The organism is Deinococcus yavapaiensis KR-236 (genome assembly GCF_003217515.1).
In the GTDB taxonomy this organism is placed as follows: Bacteria; Deinococcota; Deinococci; order Deinococcales; family Deinococcaceae; genus Deinococcus_A; species Deinococcus_A yavapaiensis.
The window spans coordinates 43,528-63,087 of sequence record NZ_QJSX01000017.1 but is presented as its reverse complement, the minus strand read 5'-3'; the positions used below and the strand labels follow the sequence as shown (position 1 = coordinate 63,087).

At 65.9% G+C, this 19,560-nt stretch carries 14 protein-coding genes; 7 read left to right on the top strand and 7 right to left on the bottom strand.

Annotation, left to right across the window (positions count from 1 at the left end):
- Positions 1-10 precede the first annotated feature (10 nt).
- The 3 genes from DES52_RS18425 to DES52_RS18415 all read right to left on the bottom strand — a co-directional run bounded on the left by DES52_RS18425 (position 11) and on the right by DES52_RS18415 (position 5,141).
- Positions 11-421 (bottom strand): response regulator, encoded by a 411-nt coding sequence (locus tag DES52_RS18425; RefSeq protein ID WP_110888306.1) that lies wholly within the window; start codon positions 419-421, stop codon positions 11-13.
- Positions 414-4,301, bottom strand: coding sequence for a PAS domain S-box protein (locus tag DES52_RS18420; protein WP_110888305.1), 3,888 nt, complete (start codon positions 4,299-4,301; stop codon positions 414-416). The genes DES52_RS18425 and DES52_RS18420 overlap by 8 nt, the downstream gene beginning before the upstream one ends.
- Positions 4,302-4,385: 84 nt before the next feature.
- Positions 4,386-5,141: a DeoR/GlpR family DNA-binding transcription regulator gene (locus DES52_RS18415; protein WP_110888304.1), complete on the bottom strand. Its 756-nt coding sequence runs from the start codon at positions 5,139-5,141 to the stop codon at positions 4,386-4,388.
- 130 nt (positions 5,142-5,271) lie between these two features.
- Between DES52_RS18415 and DES52_RS18410 the strand changes: the two genes are divergently transcribed.
- From DES52_RS18410 to DES52_RS18390, 5 genes are all read left to right on the top strand, one after another.
- Positions 5,272-5,646 (top strand): hypothetical protein, encoded by a 375-nt coding sequence (locus DES52_RS18410; RefSeq protein ID WP_211317960.1) that lies wholly within the window; start codon positions 5,272-5,274, stop codon positions 5,644-5,646.
- Between the two features lie 137 nt (positions 5,647-5,783).
- Positions 5,784-6,224 carry a hypothetical protein gene (locus DES52_RS18405; RefSeq protein ID WP_110888302.1) on the top strand — a complete coding sequence of 147 codons (441 nt, stop codon included), beginning with the start codon at positions 5,784-5,786 and terminating at the stop codon, positions 6,222-6,224.
- 358 nt (positions 6,225-6,582) lie between these two features.
- The gene (locus DES52_RS18400) at positions 6,583-8,670 is read left to right on the top strand and encodes an ATP-binding protein (protein ID WP_170131159.1); all 2,088 of its coding nucleotides are present in this window, start codon (positions 6,583-6,585) and stop codon (positions 8,668-8,670) included.
- A 449-nt stretch (positions 8,671-9,119) separates the two neighbouring features.
- Entirely contained in the window at positions 9,120-9,623 is a 504-nt protein-coding gene (locus tag DES52_RS18395; protein WP_170131158.1) for a cupin domain-containing protein, read from the top strand.
- A gap of 264 nt (positions 9,624-9,887) precedes the next feature.
- Positions 9,888-10,433 (top strand): dihydrofolate reductase family protein, encoded by a 546-nt coding sequence (locus DES52_RS18390; RefSeq protein WP_110888299.1) that lies wholly within the window; start codon positions 9,888-9,890, stop codon positions 10,431-10,433.
- A 274-nt stretch (positions 10,434-10,707) separates the two neighbouring features.
- On the opposite strand, the gene DES52_RS18385 is transcribed toward DES52_RS18390, so the two are convergent.
- From DES52_RS18385 to DES52_RS18370, 4 genes are all read right to left on the bottom strand, one after another.
- Positions 10,708-12,111, bottom strand: a complete 1,404-nt coding sequence (locus DES52_RS18385; protein ID WP_110888344.1) for a DEAD/DEAH box helicase — start codon at positions 12,109-12,111, stop codon at positions 10,708-10,710.
- Positions 12,112-12,345: 234 nt separating this feature from the next.
- A complete protein-coding gene (locus tag DES52_RS18380; RefSeq protein ID WP_110888298.1) occupies positions 12,346-14,406 on the bottom strand; it encodes an ATP-binding protein in 2,061 nt (686 codons plus the stop codon).
- Positions 14,407-14,602: 196 nt separating this feature from the next.
- Positions 14,603-16,627, bottom strand: coding sequence for an HD domain-containing phosphohydrolase (locus tag DES52_RS18375; RefSeq protein WP_110888297.1), 2,025 nt, complete (start codon positions 16,625-16,627; stop codon positions 14,603-14,605).
- 190 nt (positions 16,628-16,817) lie between these two features.
- Positions 16,818-17,630, bottom strand: coding sequence for a GNAT family N-acetyltransferase (locus tag DES52_RS18370; protein ID WP_170131157.1), 813 nt, complete (start codon positions 17,628-17,630; stop codon positions 16,818-16,820).
- A gap of 85 nt (positions 17,631-17,715) precedes the next feature.
- Between DES52_RS18370 and DES52_RS23150 the strand changes: the two genes are divergently transcribed.
- Positions 17,716-17,934, top strand: coding sequence for a hypothetical protein (locus tag DES52_RS23150; RefSeq protein WP_170131156.1), 219 nt, complete (start codon positions 17,716-17,718; stop codon positions 17,932-17,934).
- A 493-nt stretch (positions 17,935-18,427) separates the two neighbouring features.
- Positions 18,428-19,510 (top strand): carboxypeptidase-like regulatory domain-containing protein, encoded by a 1,083-nt coding sequence (locus tag DES52_RS18360; RefSeq protein WP_110888295.1) that lies wholly within the window; start codon positions 18,428-18,430, stop codon positions 19,508-19,510.
- Positions 19,511-19,560: the final 50 nt, after the last annotated feature.

Below are 19,560 nucleotides of genomic sequence, written 5' to 3'. Positions count from 1 at the left end.
TTCTTCGCGATCAGCGACTCGCCCGCAGCCAGTCCTTCAAAAGCCCCTGCACGACGTCCATGAAGCTCGCCAAATCGACAGGCTTCACGACGTACCCGTTCGCGCCCGCCTCGGTACACGCGTGGACGTCGCGAGGTCGGGCGGAACTGCTGAACACCACGACGGGCACGTCGCGCGTCGCCTCGTCCGTGCGAAGTTCCCGCAGCACTTCACACGCGTTCATGCGAGGCATGCTCGAATCGAGCAGCACCAACTGAACCGACGGGCACCGCGCGTAGTCGCCTTGCCGCCGCAAGAACCACAACGCCGCCAGGCCGTCACGAACGACATGAAGCCTCACCTTCTGCTCGAAGGACGCGACCGCTTCGCGCACCAACAGCACGTCCGCGTCGTGGTCCTCCACCAACAGCACGTCAGTCATGGCCGCCCTCCGCCTTGCAAAGCGTGAAGTGCACGGTCGTCCCGATTCCCACGTTCGACTCCAACCACGCGCGCCCGCCGTGACGCTCGGCGACCTTGCGCACGATCGACAACCCCAGCCCGGTCCCGTCGTACTCGCTTCGCGTGTGCAGCCGCTGAAACAACCCGAACACCCGCTCTTGATACTGCGGCTCGATTCCGATGCCGTTGTCGGCGACGGTGAAATGCCACATCGCGTCCTCCGCGCGCGCCGTGACGCGCACGACCGGCGGCTCGTCCGAACGACGGAACTTGACGGCGTTTCCGATCAAGTTCTGGAAGAGCTGCGTGAGTTCCCCCTCGTCTCCCAGCACGAACGGCAACCGCTCGGACTCGACGCGCGCGCCCGCCTGCTCGATCAAGGCCTGCAACCGCGACGAGGCCTCCGAGAGAGGACGGTTCGCGTCGACCGTGCGCAGCGGTTCACGCACCGAATTCAACCGCGAGAACACGAGCAAGTCGTCGATCAGGACTTTCATGCGCTGCGCGCCCTCCGTCATGAACTTCAAGAACAAGCGGCCCTTGTCGTCCATCTGAGAGCCGTAGCGAACGGCGAGCAGTTCGCTGTAACTGGCGATCGTGCGCAGCGGCTCTTGCAGGTCGTGACTCGCGACGTACGCGAAGCGCTCCAACTCGGCGTTCGAGCGTTCCAGCTCGCGCGTGCGTTCCTGCAACTGCCGCGTCTGCTCGCTGCGTTCCAACGCCAACGCGAAGCTTCGGCCCACCGCGCGAAAGATCGCTTTGTGGCGCCCCGACCACGTCGACGTCCGCATCGTCGCCATGTTCAGCAATCCCACGGGTTCCTCGCCCGAATAGAACGGGTACAGCGCGCCCGCACCGTACATGCGCGAGTCGTCGAGGCCTTCGCGTTCCGCGTTCCACGCTTCCATGTAGTACGCCCGCCGCCCTTGCACCGCTTCCGAGAACGTCGGCTGATCCACCGGGATGCCCGCGCGAATCATCGCGAGCGCCTCGGCGGGGATGTCGTCCGACCACGTCACCGCCTTCCACACGTGATCGCGCCGCTCGTAGTAAGCGACGCTCACCGGCCCGACCGTCGCGCGCAGCACCTCCACCGCGTGCCGCGTCAAGTCCTCCACGCTGGTCGTAGAGGATGCCAACTCCGCGAAGCGCACGAAGGCGTCGAGCGCGGCGGTTCGTTCCGCCAAGGTGCGCGTGCGCTCCTCCACGCGGCGCTCGAGTTCCAGACCATGCTCGCGCAGCGCGCGCTCCGCCGCCTTCTGCACGCTGAGATCCTGCACGTACCCCACCACGAACGTCTCGTCATGCTGATCGTAGCGCGCGAGGACCAAGCCGACGGGAACGCGCGTTCCGTCTCGGCGCAGCATCTCCTTCTCGTACGGCTCGGACGTGCCTTGAGCGAACACCTGACGAAACGCTCGCGCGTCCACCTCCGCGTACTCGGGCGGCGTGAGCGCCGTCCAGTTCAACGCGCCCGCCTCGTACTCCTCACGCGTGAAGCCCAGCATGCGAAGGTAGGCGTCGTTCGGAAGGTGAAGCGTGCCGTCCGACGCGCCGACCGCGATTCCGGTCGGGCTCGCGTCGACGAGTCGCCGGAATCGCTCCTCGCTTTCCCGAAGTCGCGCCTCGGCGCGCTTGCGCTCGGTGATGTCCTCGAAGATGGAAACGCTGTACAGCGGGGCGCCCTGCTCGTCACGCACGGCGGACCCCGAGAGATTCGCCCACACCACGCGGCCGTCCTTGCGGACGTAGCGCTTCTCCAAGTTGAACGCGTCGATCTCGCCGCGCATCAAGCGCCGAAACGACGACATGCCCGCTTCGCCGCCGTCCTCGGGGTAGGTGAAGTCCATGAACGTCATGCGCAGCAACTCTTCGCGCGAGTACCCCAAGATCTTCTCCGCCGCGGGATTCACGTCGAGCAGCTCGCCCCGAGGAGAGGTCCGCACGATGCCGACGGCGGCGTGCTCGACCAAGGCGCGGTGGCGCGCTTCGCTGTCGCGCACTTGCTGCTCGGCTTGCACGCGCTCGGTGATGTCGCTTTGCGCCCCGACCCACTCGCGAATCGCGCCGTCCCTCGTCCGAACGGGAGTCGCGCGGACATGCATCACGCGGTACTGCCCGTCGTGTCGCCGCAACCGCTGCTCGGTCGTGTACAGCGCTTGCGATTCCAACGCGTCTTGCCAAGTGCGCCGAACGCGCGGTCGATCCTCGGGATGCACCGCGTTCAACCAACCCCAGCCGAGCAGTTGCTCTTCCGTCTGCCCCGTGAAAGTTCGCCAGCCGGGCTGATCCGCGACGAACTCTCCACTGGGCGCGCGCACCCACACGATTTGTGAGGTGGCCTCGACCAAAGAGCGGTGGCGCTGCTCGCTCAACGCGGCCGCTTCGTACAACTGCGCGAGATCGAGCGCCAACGCCGCTCGGTGCGCGAGTTCCTGCGTGAGCAGCAAGTCGTCGTGCGTGAGGGTGCGGTCCGAACTCGAAGTGGCGACGCCCAGCACGCCGAGTTTGCGTCCGTTCGCGACGAGCGGCACCGTGATCAGGGAGTGCAGGCCGAGCGAGCGGGTCATGGCGCGCCGCTCCTCCTCGGGAATCGCGTCGATCGCTTCGGGCGGCAAGGCCGGCACGAGCAGGGGCGTGCCGGTGCGGTAGACGTGCTCGTTGCTAATGGGCGAGGCCGGGTCGCTCGGGAAGTGCAGCATCGCTCGGAGCGTGTCGATTTGCGTGGGATCGTGGTGCGCGACCGCGACGAGCAACAGACGCTGGCGCTCGATCGGGAGATCGTCGAAGTGCGGCGCGGGTTGGTAGATCGCGCACCAGTCCGCGACGTGCTCGATCGTGAGGGCCGTGATGCGTTCGAGGGTCACGCGAACGTCGAGCGACGCCGCCAGAGTCTCACCGACTCGGGCGAGCAACGCGGCGCGGTCGTGCGCGCGCCGCTGCTCGTCGTACAGGCGCGCGCGCTCCAACGCCTGCGCGGCCTGTTGCACGACCGCTCGGCTGAACGCTTGATTCTCCTCGGTGATGACCTGCTCGTCGTCGAAGGACAAGGTGAGCGCGGCGAGCACGCGGTCATTCGCGATGAGTGGAACGGCGGCGACGGCGCGAGTGTTCGGCTTGAGCAAAGGCACCATGTCCGGGTAGCTCTGCGACAGGTCGGACGTGGGAAGGAAGATGGCTCGTCGCTCGCGAATCGCGTCGACGACGGGAAAGCGTCCCGTCTTGGAAAAGCGCCTCCAAGACGTGAGGACGTCGTCGCTATAGCCGGTTCCTCCGGCGACGAACAGCGTGTCCTCGTCGATCGGCACGATGAGGGTCGCGGCGTACGCTCCGAGCGCGCGGCTCGCTTCCTGCAAGACGAGCTGGTGGACGTCGTGGACGGTGACGGCGCTCGACAAGGCGCTCGTGAGGTCTTGCAAGCGTCTCGTGCGCGCCTCGCTCGCTTCACGCGCCTGCTCGGTGAGGATCTGGGGAGTGAGTTCCTCGATCGTCACCACGAGGCGCGTGACGACGCCCTGCCCGTCGCGCACGGGGAAGGCGTTCGCTCGGCGGTAGCAGTATCCGCCGGGTGCGCGAGGTGTCGGAACGACGTAGTGAAAGTCTCGCAGGGGTTCGCCGTCGCTCAGGACCGCTCGATACGCTTGGATAAGGGCAGGTGGAATGCCCGGAACGACGTCCCACAGCGTTTGGCCCGCGTGCGCGTCCACGGCGATGCCCGTCAAGCGGGCGAACGCCTCGTTCACTCGGAGGAACCGGAGGTTCGTGTCGTACAGGGCGTGCGCCATTCGTGTCTGCTCGAAGAGAACGTCGAGGTACGACGTTTCGATGGCGGGCGCGGCGGCACGGGACTCCTGCGTCACGAATCCATGTTAAGCGTTGGGACCACCGACCGTGTCGAGTTGGAGGGGAGAAGTTCGGCGTCGCCGTCCGAGCGGGCTTCGTCGTCAAGCGCGCACGAGCGAGAGGCCCGAGCGTTCGAGTTCGGCGATCACTTCCCGGTCGGCGTCGCGCTCGACGATGAGCGTGCTCGCCTCGGCCACGGGCGCGATCACGTACGCCGAGGCGACGCCGATCTTCTCGCTCGACGCGAGCACGACCGTTTCCGCGGCTCGCTTCGACAAGGCCCGCTTCACGAGGGCGTCCTCGAGGTCGCCGGTGCTGAGGCCGGCCTCGGGATGCACGCCGGTCACTCCCATGAAGAACAAGTCGGCGCGCACGTGACTCATCGCCTCGATCGCCGCCGCGCCGACGGCGACGATCGAGTGTTTGAACAGGCGACCGCCGATGACGATCACTTCGACGGTGGGATGCGCGGCGAGCTCGACGGCGATGGTGGGGCTGTGCGTGACGATCGTTGCTTGAAGGTCTCGCGGCAAGTGGCGTGCGACCTGCACGGCGGTCGTGCCGCCGTCGAGAATCACGACTTGACCGGGCCGTATCATCTTCGCGGCCGTCTGCCCGATCGCGATCTTGCCTTCGGGCGCGATGCGCGTTCGTTCTTCGAAGGTGGCGACGGCAGGCGAGGCGGGCAGCGCGCCGCCATGGACGCGCTGCAAGAGCCCTTCGGCCGCGAGGTCGCGCAGATCGCGGCGGATGGTGTCTTCCGACAAGCCGAGTTCTTGGCTGAGCGACTTGGCGACGATTTGGCCGTCGCGCTTCAAAACGGCGAGGATGTGTTGCTTGCGTTGACTCGTGAGCACGACGCCTCCTGACGTCAGTCTACACTTCTGCACGAATTTTCTTGACATTGCACGAAGTTGCGGTTTAAGGTGGACGGGCGGCTCGGCGATCACTCGGTCGCGCTCGAGCGGCGCACGAAGGAGGCTGTTCATGACTCACCCCGCACCACGAATGATCTTGATCGCCGGACCGTACCGCAGCGGCACCGGAGACGCCCCCGAGAAGATGGCCGCGAACTTGCGCCACCTCGAAAGCGTCTCGTACACGCTGTTCAAAGCCGGTTACGTCCCCATGATCGGCGAATGGGTCGCGCTGCCCATCTGGCACGTCGCGGGCGGCGAGCACGTCGGCGACGCCCTTTACGACGAGATCCTGCACCCCACCGCCCACCGACTCCTACAGCTGTGCTCGGCGGTCCTGCGTCTCCCGGGCGACTCGAAAGGCGCGGACAACGACGTGAAACTCGCCCGCGAGCGCGGCCTGCCCGTGTATTACAAGCTCGAAGACGTGCCCGTCCTCGCCTGAGCGTTTCATGCGGACTTCTCCCCGAGGTCGCTTCACGAACCGAACGGCATCGAGGTTCGTGGAGACCCGCCTTCGCCGACACAGTCCCCGCTCGACGGAAGCGACATCCTCACGCGAAAAACGTAAGCTGGAGGGGTATGAAGCGAGCGGTGTGGTTGGGCGTCGCCTTGAGCGCCACGGTCGGTGCGGTCACCTTGAAACCCGCCGCGATCATCTCGGCCGACATCGAGCAATCGAGGAGCAAGGGTGACGTTGAAACCCACCACTACGTGACGGTGCAAAACGCCTTCCCGAAGGTGGACGTCTTCACGGTGAAAGGCGTGCCGAACAACGTGTTCTTCATCCAGAAGTGCCGGGAGGCCGTGCGCAACAAGCTGAAAGCTCCGGCGACCGCGAAGTTTAGCGCCGCGTTGCCGACGATGTACTTCGTCTACGCCGGGACCTACCGTAATTTCGGAAAGGTCGATGCTCAAAACTCGCTCGGCGCGCCCTCGCGCAGTTCGTACATGTGCCTCAGCGTGTTCGAGGGAACCCAGAAGGGCGGGCGCGTGTACATCAAGGCCACGCTGCTGAACTGAAGACCCTATCGAGAAGCGGCCCCTGACGCTCCCGACCTCGCCGACGGAACATGGACGGGGCGGCGTGCTCCGCGCTGCATGAATGGGCGTCGGGCGCATAAAGAACCGCTGCTCGGCAGGCAGCGGCATATTGCTCCGGGGCGCGTTGACATGCGACTGCCGGGAACGAGCGCGACGAGCAACGCGATCGTCGCTTCCTCATGCGCCGTCGGCGTCACCCGGGGGCGCCGAGAGTCCGCTTTGCCTGCCGCTCCGGGGGCGCTCGAACCACAACGGGAAGCTCAGGAGCGGCGCGAGAACCCGCCGACAAAACAAGGAGAGGAAAATGGAAGTTTGATTTAGAATGTTCTCGATCCACATGAGTCAAAACGCCTGGCACGTCCAATTACTCGGCCCCGTTCACTTGCGGGGCCCCGACGGCTTGGAGCAGCGTCCGGAACGCAAGCTCGCCGCGTGCCTCGCTTACTTGGCGTTGGAAGGCGCCACGCCACGCGGAAAGCTGGTGGGACTGCTGTGGCCCGATTCGCCCGAGCACACCGCCCGCAACAACCTCTCGCAGATGCTGCGCAAGCTGCGCTTGTTCGCGAACGCCGATCTCGTGACGGGCGGCGACTTGCTGACGCTGTCTCCCGACGTGCAAGTGGACGCCGCGCGCCTTCGCGACCACTTCGCGCAAGGCCGCGCCGACGAGATCTTGACTCAGAACGCGGAACTGCTCGCCGGTCTGCGTTATGACGACTGCCCCGACCTGGACGACTGGGTGACCGCCGAACGCGAGCGCCACACCGAATGGCGCGGTCTCGCCGTTCGCGCCGAGATCGCTCGTCTGGAGGGCGCAGGGGAATACGCTGCGGCCCTCGTGCAAGCCCGGACGCTCCTGGATCTCGACGCCGTGTCCGAAGAGGCGTGGCGGCACGTCATTCGGCTGCACTACCTGTTGGGAGATCGTCCGGCGGCGCTTCGCGCGTACCAGAAGTGCAAGGAAGTCCTTTGGCGTGAATTCCAGACCGAGCCGCTGGCCGAGACCGTGCAACTGGCCCGCGAAATCGAGCGCGGAACGGTGCCCGCGCCCGCACCCGTGAAAACGTCCGCCCTGCCGCTCGCCGTGCTGCGCCCGCCGCACCTGATCGGACGCGAGGAGGAGTGGGCGCGACTCGACGAAGCTTGGGAACGCGGCCAGATGATCTACGTGGAGGGCGATCCCGGCGTCGGCAAGACGAGACTCGTCACGGACTTCGCCGCCAGCAAGGGCGTGTTCATCGAATTCCGAGGGCGGCCGGGCGACGTGCACCAGCCGTTCACGAGTTCCGCGCGCAACTACCGCGCGCTGGCCGAACGTGCGCCCAACCTCGACTTGGAGCCTTGGGTGTGGCGAGAGGTGGGCCGTGTGCTGCCCGAGTACGCACCTCCCGGCGAAATCGTCGAGCCATTGAGCTCGGGCGCCGACCTGCTTCGCTACCGTCAAGCCATGCTGGTATTCTCGCGCCAAGCGTACCGCGGCATCCGCACCGTCATTGCCGACGACATCCAGTTCTACGATCATCCTTCGACGCGCGACGGTTTGTACTTCTTCGCCAACATGTTCGCCGGTCCGCACGATCCCGAAAACCCCGCGCCGCGCGTGATCGGCACCTACCGAAGCGGGGAGTTGATGCCCGAGGTGATGCGTGACGTCGAGGAACTCGTACGGCAAGGCGTCGCCGTTCACATCCGGCTGCGACCGCTCGGTGAAGACTTGCTCGGCGCCTTGATGGACGACCTCGGCGTGCCCACCGACCCCACCTTGCGCCAACGGCTCGCTCGGTACTCGGGCGGAAGCCCCTTGTTCCTGCTGGAGATCGTCAAACACCTCATCGAAAGTGGAACCTTCGCCTCCGGCGCCGCTTCCGCCGTCTCGCTTCCCATCACGGCCCGCGTCGGCGAAGTCATTTCCCGGCGCCTCGCGCGGCTCTCGGCGCCGGCCCTGCAAGCGGCCCGCGCGGCCAGCGTGCTCCAAAGCGACTTCGACGTGGAACTCGTTGCCGAGGTGCTCGGCGCGCCCCTGCTCGATACTGCCGCCGCGTGGGAGGAATTGGAGGCCGCCGGAATCGTGCGCGGACACGGGTTCTGGCATGACCTCGTGTACGAGACCGTGAGCAGGGGCATTCCCGCGAGCGTGCGCGCCCTCCTGCACCGCGCGGCGGCGCGCACCTTGGAACGCCTCGACGGCCATTCGGCGCGTGTCGCTCGGCACTGGCAGGAAGGCGGCAAGCTCGACTTGGCCGGTCCGGCCTTCCTGCGCGCCGCCCGAGAAGCCGAGGATCGATACCAACTCGCCGAGACCGCGCAGTTCTACGCCTCGGCCGCCTCCGCCTTCGAAGCGCTGGGGCGCTCCGACGAAGCCACGGCCGCCCGTCTCGCGGCCGAGCGCGTGCAAAGCCAACTGCTCAGCGTGAGCGTTCAATAGGCGGCCGAGCGGCAGCGAACAGCACGGCGCGGCCGTTCCAACGCCAGCAGCGAATCGTGGAGGGCGCGAACGTTCCGGTGGTTCGCGCCACGCGCCTCGCAGCGCTCCGACTGCCACGCGAAAAAGCCATCGGCACACGGATGACAGGCCCTTCAAGGTGACGCTCGAACGAAGCCTCGGTCGCTCCCTCTCGCTGACGAACGCGAGATGTCGCACACGAATGCTTCGCTCCGCTTTGACGAGCTCTCCGATGGCCGACTGAAGAGGGCGGGCGGTTCGCGTGTCCTCGGTTGCTCCATGATCGCCTTCCCGTCGTCGAAGGTCGGCGAGCCCGCGTGCCTTTCAGCGAATTCATAGGGCCGTTCGATCACGGCGGGATCATGCGACCCTCCTTAATGTGGATGCATGGGCGGCGAGGAGGTGTTCGCGCCGCGTCGGAGGAGGAAGAGATGACCCACGTCGGAAGCGTGCTTTACAGCCAAGGCAACCGCATCGAGTTTCTCGAAACTGCGGGCACCACGAACGGCGCGCGCGTGACGGTACGCGCCGTGTACGCGCCTCACGGAACGTATCCTCCCGCTCATCTGCATCCGAGCCAAACCGAAACCTTCACCGTCGTACAGGGAGAACTGCGAGTTCGAATGCACGGACAGGACCGCACGTACAAGGCCGGGGAGACGTTTCGAGTTCCGCCGCGAGTTCCGCACGCCATGTGCAACGCCAGCGGCGCCCCCGCCGTCGTGAACTGGACGGTGGAGCCCGCGTTGCGCCGAGAAGCTTTCTTCGAAGCCCTGTACGTCGAAACCCGTGACGGTCGAGGTCGCTCGAGCGGCCTTAAAGGTCTCCTTTGGCGCGCGGGCCTCCTTTGGCGTTTCAGGGACGAGGTGACGCTCGCGTGGGGACGTCGAATCCACCCGCACGGCGAACGGCCCAAGGCAGTGAGACCGTCATGATTCGCGAAGGTCGTCCACGCGCTTTGACCGTCGGCGATCCTCGCTGTCGTCCCACCTGACGTTTCGAAGAGGTCCGGTTCTCGCGGGCGATTCGAGACGCTCGAGCGCCTCGTCGACCGAGAATGGCCGCGCCAGGAAGCATCAAGCCCGCTTTCGACTACGCCAACGGAGGCCTCGTCGCTTCCCTTGCTCGGGCGCTTGAACAACCGTGCGCCCTGCCAGGGGCTAGGATGAAATCGCGAACCAGCATTGAAAGGAGCAGGCATGCGCAAGGTAGTCGTGACCGAATTCCTGACCCTCGACGGCGTGATGGAAGAACCCTCTTCGTGGCAGCGAGGCTACTCCAGTCCGGACATCGGTCGCTTCAAGCACGACGAACTCTTCGAAAGCGACGCCCTCCTGCTGGGCCGCGTGACTTACGAGGACTTCGTCGGGTATTGGCCGACCGCGACGGACACGGGGGCGTTCGGCGAACGGATGAACAGCTTGCCGAAGTTCGTCGCCACGACTACCCCGAGAACCTTGGAGTGGAACGCCACCGCGCTCGAAGGAGACGTGGTCACGGCGGTACGAACGCTCAAACGCCAAGAGGGCGGGAACCTCCTCACCTACGGCAGCGGCTCCTTCGCGCGGACGCTCTTGCGGCACGGCCTCGTGGACGAGCTTCGCCTGATGGTCTATCCACTCGTTCTCGGAAGCGGCAAGCGCTTGTTCTCCGGCGAGGACCGACTTCCGCTGAAGCTCACCTCTTCGAGGAACCTCGGCGCGGACGTGATGCTTTTGATCTATTCGCCCACGACCGAACTCTGACGCCAGGAAGGGCGGACCCTAGGTGAATCGACTGCCGCTTGCCGTCTCGCGAGGCAAGAGAAAAGCGGCCACTCGGGCCGCTGATGTCGATAACGATAGCGCGGGATTCACGGTGGGTCAAGTCGATGCACGCTAAATCGGTTCTTCATTCCCGGCAGGTCGCTTGGATGACGCCACGACCGCACTTCGAGGAGCTTTCGATTCGAAGCGGCAACGAGAAGGACCGGCTTGCCGCCGGTCCTGGTGAAGAGCAAGGAGCGTCGCGCTCCCGACTTCATCGCTCGCGCGTGGCCGCGCTCGCGCTGGAGTTGCGGCGACGGCCGTTTCCGCGCGTGCCGCGAGGCTCGGCGGGAACGCTGGCGGAATTCGACGTTCCGGACGGTCGTTGCTGAGCCGCCGCGTTGGCGCGGCGCGCTTCGTGACGCGCCCGCTCTTGCGCTTTCTGAGCGCGCATTTCCGCGAGCCGTTCGGCCTTCGGTCTCTCCACGGCTTCGCCCGGAGCGTTGACGTCGAAGCCGGGCAAGGTGAAGCGGGGCACGCGGCGCTCCACACGCGTTTCGATGGCGCGCCAATCGCTCGCTTCACCCGGCGAGACCAAGGTGATCGCGACGCCCGCGCGACCCGCTCGCCCGGTACGTCCCGCGCGGTGCACGAAGTCGTCGGGCGTGGTGGGCACGTCGAAGTTCACGACGAAGCCAAGCTCTTCGACGTCGATGCCGCGCTGGGCGATGTCCGTCGCGACGAGCACGCGGTACTTGCCGCTCTTGAAGCCGCTCAAGGCAGCGTCCCGCTGCGCTTGACTGCGGTTGCCGTGAATGCGCTCGACGGTCACGCCGGCCCGCGCGAGCTTCTCGGCGACGCGATTGGCGCGGTGCTTCGTGCGCGTGAAGACGATGGCGCTGTCCACCTCGCCACGCCCGAGCAACTCGATGAGGAGCGGCGCCTTCGACGTTTCGGGCACGTGGTAGGCGCGGAGTTCCACGAGGTCATTGGCGCGCGTGACCTTTTCCACGCCGATACGCACGGGCGTCCTCAACAGCTCACGCGCGAGGCGTTCGATGGCGTTTGGCATCGTCGCCGAGAACAGCATCGTCTGCCGTTCGCGCGGCAACTGGGCGAGCACCTTCTTGATGTCGGGCAGGAAGCCCATGTCGAGCATCCGGTCGGCCTCGTCGAGCACGAGGACTTCGAGCCCGCCGAAGTGGGCGTGACTGGCGCGCATCAAGTCGAGCAGTCGCCCCGGGCAGGCGATGACGATGTTCGCGCCGTTTCTCAGCGCTTGAATTTGCGGTTTTTCGCTCACGCCGCCGTACACCGAGGTGACCGTCAGGGACGTGAAGCGCGTCAAGGACCGCGCGACGGTCTCGATTTGCGCGGCGAGTTCGCGCGTGGGCGCGAGCACCAAGGCGCGCGTGCCCGCCTGTTTGTTGCGGCACAGCCTCGTGAGGATCGGCAGCAGGAACGCCGCCGTCTTTCCGCTGCCCGTGGCGGCCGTGCCGAGAACGTCGTGGCCCTCAGACGCGGGCGTCCACGCTTTGAGTTGAATGTCGGTCGGCACGGTGAAGCCGAGGTCGCGTACGGCCTGTCCGATCACGTCGGGCAGGTGAAAGTCGTCGAATGAAGCGGCGCGCGGCGCGCCGGATGTTGCTTGCGTCAAAGTGAATCCGTTCTTCGGCATCTTGCCGAAGCGAAGCGGTGAGCTTCGCGTTCCCAACAGTCTCGCACGTTCGAGCGCCGAACGAGGGTCGTGCGGCACGATTGTCGCGCGTGAACGCGCGAAGTCCAGGTCGCTCCGCCCCTCTCGTCGCTTCGATCACGAGGATGAACGCGACGCGCAGGTGACGTTGACTTGTCATCACGTCCTCGCGAGGCTTTTTTACTGCCGGTTCGCTGCCCGGCGAGGTTCCATTCTTCAGCGACCGGAAGGGTCGAGGAGGGAGCGCGCCGACATTCGACGTGCCGCCTCCGAGTCACCCGCAGCTTCGTAAGCTTCAGCGGCGTTCTGGTAGCAGTCTTGGGCTTCGTGGGTGCGCAAAGCCGCGTTCGCCGCGCGGGCGGCCTGCTCGAACCATCTCGCCGCCTCGAGCGGTTGCGCTCCCTCTCGCCAGTGCTCCGCGACACGCCGAGGATGCCCGCCCGACTCGGCGAGCACGCGAGCCGCCGATCGGTGCAGCAAGCGGCGCACCGTGTCCGGCGTTCCTCGCCATACCGCCTCGTACAGCAAGTCGTGACTGAAGCGCTCGCCCGCCACGACTTGAGCGGCTTCCAACTCGACCCAGGCGCTCGCGGTCTCCAAGAGGGGCGCGCGCAGCACGGCCGCCACGAGTTCGAGCGTGAAGTCTCCGCGCAGCACGCTCGCCGCACGCGCCGCGTTCAGGGCCGCGGGTGACAGTCGGGCGAGCCGCCGCTCCAACACCGATCCCGTACGACCGGGCGGAGCGAGCCGTTCGGGCAAGCCGCGTTCGAGCAAGCCCTCCTCGGCCAGGAACTTGATCGTTTCGAGCACGAACAGCGGATTTCCCCCGGCGTAGCGGTACAGCTCGAGGTCGAGGTCGGGCGCGAACGGCAAGTCGAGGCTGTCGAGGAGCGCGCGCACGTTCGCTACGCCCAGCGGCTGAAGCTCGATCAGGACCGCCAGGCCGCTCTCCACGAGGCCGCGCATGACGGCGTCCGCTTGCGGTGACAGCTCTCCTTGACGAAACGTCAGCAGCACGCGAGGTTGCGGCGTGACGGACGCGTCCGAAGCCGCCCGCGTCGCGTAGTACCGCCCGGATTCCTGCGAAGCGTCGTCGTCGTGCTGAATGTCGTCGGACACCACGGCGGTCACGTTCGCGAGCGCGAGGTCCGCCACTTGCGCGAGCGCTTCGTAGAACGCCAACTTGTCGGTGTCGCCACTCATGGAGGGAACGTCGCCCTCGCGGAATTCCGGAAGGATGCGCGACAACTCGCGCTTCTGAAAAGGCGTGAGGGTCAGGTGCGGCGCGTGCCGTAGCATCTGACGGGCCCAGCGGGCGCTCGACGAGTAAGGTACCGTCTCGTCGCCCGGTCGGTGTTCGAGCCGCAGCGTCGCGCCCTTCGAACGGGCGAAGTCGAGGGCGAGCCGGGTTTTGCCGGTACCAGGCGCGCCCGTCAGGTAGATCAATTGTCCCGCCTGCCACGCCGCTTCCATGCGAGCCCACGCGTCTTCACGGCCGATCAACGCGGGGGGGCGGAACACGCTCAGCGGCAACGAGGGTGCGGCGGGAGGCGTGCCGAGCGCGGGAAGTTGCTCGCCGCGCTCGATTTCCTCCGCGAGGGCTCGCGTTCGCGCTCGAGGCTGGGCTTGCAGTTCGCGCTCGAGCGTTCGCCGAAGCCGCGCGTACGTTCGAAGCGCCCCGGCCGAATTTCCGGCGAGGTGCTGCAAGCGCATGCTGTGGCGGGCGACATCCTCGGACAGCGGGTCGAGTTCCTCCCACCGCGCCGCGATCTCCGCGGCGCGGGTGTACTCACCGATGCCTTCCAGCCGCGCGAGCTCGTGATCGAACGCTTCCCAGCGGTACGTGTCGAGGCGTTCGCGCCAAGCGAGCAGCCAATCTTGAAAGTCGGGCAGATCGTCGAAATCCACGCCGTCCAGCAGCAACCCCACCGCGTTCAGCACGACTTCGTGCCGCCCGTGGCGTCGATCGCGTAGAACCTCGTGAACGTCCACGATCACGTCGCCGCGCAACGCCAGCGTCTTTTCCCCGGCGTCCACGAGGTTCGTATCCGTCCGGGCTCGAAGCCGCCTCAACTTGTGGACGAGGTTGTTCCGGGCGGTCGCTTCCAGCGTGTCGGGCCAAAGCAGACCGGCCAAACGGGAACGAGGCGTGACGCCTTCCAACGCGAGGTACGCCAGCAAGGCGAGAGACTTGCGATCCGCACGAACGTCCTGTCCGTCCGGGTCTCGTACGCGCGGTTGGCCGAACAAATCGAGGTGCCAAGAGGGGAGGGCCATCCGGCTTCAAGGTAGCAAAGGAGGCGCGGCGTCCGCCCTTCTCGACGGTGGCTACGGCGTTCGGCGCGGTTTCATCGCGAGCGAGAAGCTGCGCCACCTTCATTCGCACCAAAGGGCCTTCGTGCCCGGAATCCCTCGCGCGGCGCTGTGCTTCGAGACGTTTCCGCGTGCTCGAATCGGTCTCCCGGCGCCGACTTCAAGCCTCGAGGTCGTGTCGCCGATCGTCGTCTTGCATCACCTGCACGAACACCCGAACGACATCCGGATCGAAGTGTCGTCCTGCTTCCCGCTCCAACTCCGTCAACGCCGCTTCGTGCGACCAAGCAAGTTTGTACGGCCGCTTGGACGTCAACGCGTCGAACGCGTCTACCACGGCGAAAATCCGAGCGGCGAAGGGAATGTCCTCGCCGTGCAGCCTCGACGGGTATCCGCCGCCGTCCCAATGCTCGTGATGATGCATCACCACGGCCAGCGTCGTCGGCGGCAGCAAGGGAATGCGCGACAACATTTGATAACCGACCAAGGGGTGTCGGCGCATGACTTCCCACTCTTGCGCGTCGAGCGGACCGGGCTTGAGGAGGATCTCGTCCGGCGTGGCGATCTTGCCCGTGTCATGCAAGTACGCTCCCCACCGCAACGCGTCGAGCTCCGGACCCGTGAGACCCAACGCCTGCCCGAGTCGCAGCGCCAGCGCCACCACGCGGTTCGTGTGCCCCTTGCTTTCGAGGTCGCGGTACTCGAGGGTCACGCCGATGGTCCGCAACGTCTCCTCGCGGGCCACATCCAGCATGCGCAGGTGCGCGTGCCGTTCGAACAGGGCGCTGAGGTGACCGGCCAAGCTGCGCATCAGCTGCTTGTAGTCGTCGTGCACTTCGTTGCCGTGCGAGCTGACGAACGTGAACGCTCCGCGCAACTCCCCGCCGACCAACACCGGAAACGTGCAGAACGCCCGCCAGAAGCGACGCGGCAAGGGCTCCGGCGGATTCATGATCGGCACGTTCGCCGCCGCGAAGTACACTTCGTGACGCAACAATGCCCGCCCGGACGCGCCGAGCTCATGGAGGTTCATGGTGGCGGGCAGGACCGCGAGGGCCTCGTCGAGGTCCTCGCCGCGCGCGAAGCGCTGCCGAATGGTCGTGCCTTCGACGTCGTGATAAAACGCCTGGTTGTAATCCATGACGGCCAAGCCCCGCTCGAGGACCGTGACGATCAGGGCGTCCTCGTCGGCGTGTGCGTCTACCGCCGTGATGAGGTCGAGCAGGCGTTGGTAGCGCGTCGCGTGCGAGCGAGCGGTACGTTCGCTGTCCCGCAACGCCTTGATGGCCTGGAAGGAGGTGGTAACGTCGCGGGCGTTGCACACGAAGCCGCGGACGTCTTCGTCCCCGAGCAGGTTGCGTCCGACGACTTCCATCCAAACCCAACCGCCGTGTTTGTGACGCACGCGAGCCACGGCCCGCAACGCCACGTCCGGCGTCAAGATCGCCCGCGTGAATTGATCCTCCAGGCCGGGCAGGTCGTCGGGGTGGAGGACATCGGGCAAGCTCAAGGCCACCAGGTCGGCGGGGTGGTACCCGAGAAGTTGGGTGACGCTCGGACTGAGGTACGTGACGCGCGCCGTGTTGTCGAGGACCAAGGTAATGTCTGCGCTGAACTTCAGCAACTTGCGAAGGTGACGCGCACGCCGCATTTGGCTTTCGTGCAGCGTGAGCCGCTCGAGTGCTTGGGCGCATTGACTGGCGACCGCTTCCAGAAACGCGCGCTCGCCGCCGCTGATCACGCGTTCACGGTCCCACGCGAAGGTGATGACGCCTTGGGCGTGACCGCTCGCGACCAGGGGCAGGGCGGCCACGCTTTGCATGCTCGGTAGGCGCACGCCCGCGAGATGCGGATACTGAGCGTCCCACTGAGTGGCCGTGAGGTAGATGGCGCGTCGTTCGAGGACCGCGTCGGTGATGGGAGCGCCCGACGTGAGCGGAACGTCGCGCCAACCTTGCAAGGCTTCGGAGGTGTAGCCGATGGCGGCGACTCGGTGGAGGACCGAGCGGTCGGCGTCTTGAAGGTCGACGCTGGCAGAGTGCGCGCTGAGAGCGACGCGAACGTGGTCGAGGATGAGGCTGACGACGTCGTGGGAGGCGTTGCTGGCGACCAGAAGGGAGGTGACGTGGCGTTGCAAGTCGAGCAGCTGCTCGGGCGTGAGAGGGTGATGCTCGATTGCAGGCACAAGTGTCCTCCTGGACGTGGCGTCCGCCTCACATTACCCTTGAAACGCACGTTGGAGCTAAGGCATGTTCAATCGAGCGACGCGACTCGAGCCTCTCGTACGATCGCATGGTGTGCATTTTGGTAGACAGAGGCTTCTTCGAGGCTGCGGTGATCGAAGCTCGAAGGTCGGAGGAAGGCCGCCCGAGCCGTCAAGCGGTGCTCAAGACGAAGTGTTCGCGTCGGTACGCGACCGTGAATCCTGCTCGACGCATGTTGTGTTCGCTGGGATTCGGCTTGTTCGGCAAGTCCTCGGCCACTTCCGTGAACACCCAGCGAGCGCCGCTCCTCGCCGCCTCACGAACGCGGAACGCGATCAGCGCCGACTGGACGCCTCGGCCTCGGCGCTCCGGCAAGGTCGTGGCGTTGCCCAACCACGCGTACTCTTCGCGCTGATACAAGCTGGCGCATCCGACGGGCACGTCCTCCTCGAACGCCAGAAAGTGCCGCCATCCGAATCGGCCGATGGTCGCGACCGCCAGCGCTTGCAAGTCCGGCGGCATTCCGAAACCGCGTGCGAACACGTTCATGAAGGCGTCGATGTTTTCCTCGTCGACCTCATGAATCGCGAATGTCCCGGGGACGTCCATGGCGTTCGCGCCGCGGACCATTTGCACCCACGCCCGCGCGGGGGTCGCGCCCGCGTCGAGAAGACGCTGCGGCAAGTCTGAGGGCTGCGCGCGGGGGTGAAGACCAATCATGATGTTCGCGACGTCTCCGTCGCGCGCCGCGCTTCGAAGATCGGACAAGACGGCGTCCGTCACGGGACCTTGAAGGCCGACGCCGATGACGCGGTTGAACTCTTGAATAGGAGCGTACCGAGCCATGAGCATCATGGTGGCTCCGTGAACGTGTTTCACGGTCAGGCCGAGGTGGGCGCGGTCGTGGGCGCCAAGGGCCGCCTCGAGATCCGCCAGGACTTGCGCTTCGACTTCCTCCAAGTGCATCCACTCGTCGACGATCATGCAGACCTCCGGGTCGATACGTTTAGAATGAACCATTGTATGTCTCGTCACCAAGTGATTCAAACGATGCACTTGCGCGCGGACCGTGCGCCAAAAGCCGATGTTCTCGAGCGTCGGCCTGCACCGCTCGCCCGTCAGCATGGTCAATCCGACCCTTTCGAGCGGAAAGGGTCGGATGTCGGATGGATGGCACTCGAACGGAACGACGGAGCGTGAATTTCGCCCCCACGTCGAGGAGAGAACGGAGGGCCGGGCGCTTCCCGGCCCGTTCGTGATCGACGGAATCGGCGGGGACGGCGAGTGACATCGCGGTGACATCCTGCGGCCTCTACGCTGCGTTCACTGCGACGCGGTGAGTTCGCGAAGCGACTCGGAAGGAGGATGCCCATCATCAAGTTGACGAACGGAGCGACGCGTCTCGCCGATTCGAGCGGTCGCGTGAGGTACCGCGCCAAGTGCCGACGGGGCACGCTTGCCTTCGAGTCGGAGATGAAGGCGCCGGGTTCTCGTGCAGAAACGTCGCCGTGGAGGCGCGAATGGAACAAGACATCAGCCTCGAGGACCCTGAAACGCGACCGCGAATCTACGTTGTGCGCGTTTAGCGTGAGGGCGCCGTTTGGCGAGCCTCCGTTTTGGAAGGCAAGCGGGGCGAGCGGCGGCACTTCACCGACGCGGACGACTTCCTGGAATTCATGTACGCCGAGTGCTTCAAGCCCTGACGGGAGGGTGTCGGCCACGAGAGCTGTCGTCGCGGCCACACCACCCGCTTTTCACACATCGTCGAAGGAGCCAACCCCATGAACATGCACGACTTGACCTCAACGAAAGCGAGCCTCCTGCTCAGCGGCCTGCTCGTCCTCGGCGTGGGCGAAGCGGGGACCAGCAAGCCCACGCCCTTCACCATGACGGGCGTGGTGCGCATGTCCACCGGTCAGCCGATCCAAGGGGTGGACGTGTACGCGGACAACACCTTGCACTACAACATGAACGCCGTCGGCACCACCGACAAGCAGGGCCGCTACACCATCACCCTGCCCAAAAACGAGATCGGCACTTGGCGTGGCGGCGCCCGACTCAGCCGTGAGTACCACGGGACCGTCTACGAGTTCCAGCTTGTTCCCGGCGACCGCTCGGAATTCGCCACGCGGATCGGCGCGGTGCGCGACTTCACGTGGCAACTCACGGGTAAGAGGCCCGACGGGGGTTATTACGGTGGAACGTTGTGGATGTACGGCGCGGTGAACGCGCCCGGCTTCGACTTGAGCCGTGTGGAAGTCACGTTGACGCCGGTCGGCGCGATCATCGACGGAAGCCCGGGCAAGGTCGTCAAGGGCTTCCTGGTGGGCTCGCAACTGCGCGACATCCCGATCGGGCGGTACAAGGTGTCGGCGCGGTACGTGCCCGAAAACGGCGCGCCGCAGACGGTGTTGATCGGGGCGCGCAATCCCAGCAACTACGAGTTGTCGATGACGAGCGACTTCCGACGCTCGAACACCATCGGTGACGTGCTGGAGTTCACCGTGCGCTTGGGCGAGAAGCCCACGACGAGCAAAAGCGACGCGATGTACGTGTCCGGAGAGCTACGTGCGGATGTGGACGTGAAGGGCGCAGTCGTGACCGTGTGCGTGATGAAGGGAGACGAGTGCGACGTGGCGACGAAACGAACGACGACGATCACGTCGTCCGGGACCAGCGCTCCATACCGCCTCGACGACCTTCAGGAGAACGCGCGGTATCGACTCTCCGCTTGGAAGGACTCGAACGGGGACGGCCGGATGAACGCCGGAGATTTGTTCGGCGTCTACGGCGCCGACGTTCCGGGCACCACCGTGACCGCGCCGAACATGTTCACGAGCATTTCGCTCGCGCCCTGGCGGTGACGCGAACGCCGGAAGCACGAGCGAGATCGGAGCGCCAAGCTCGCAGAGGC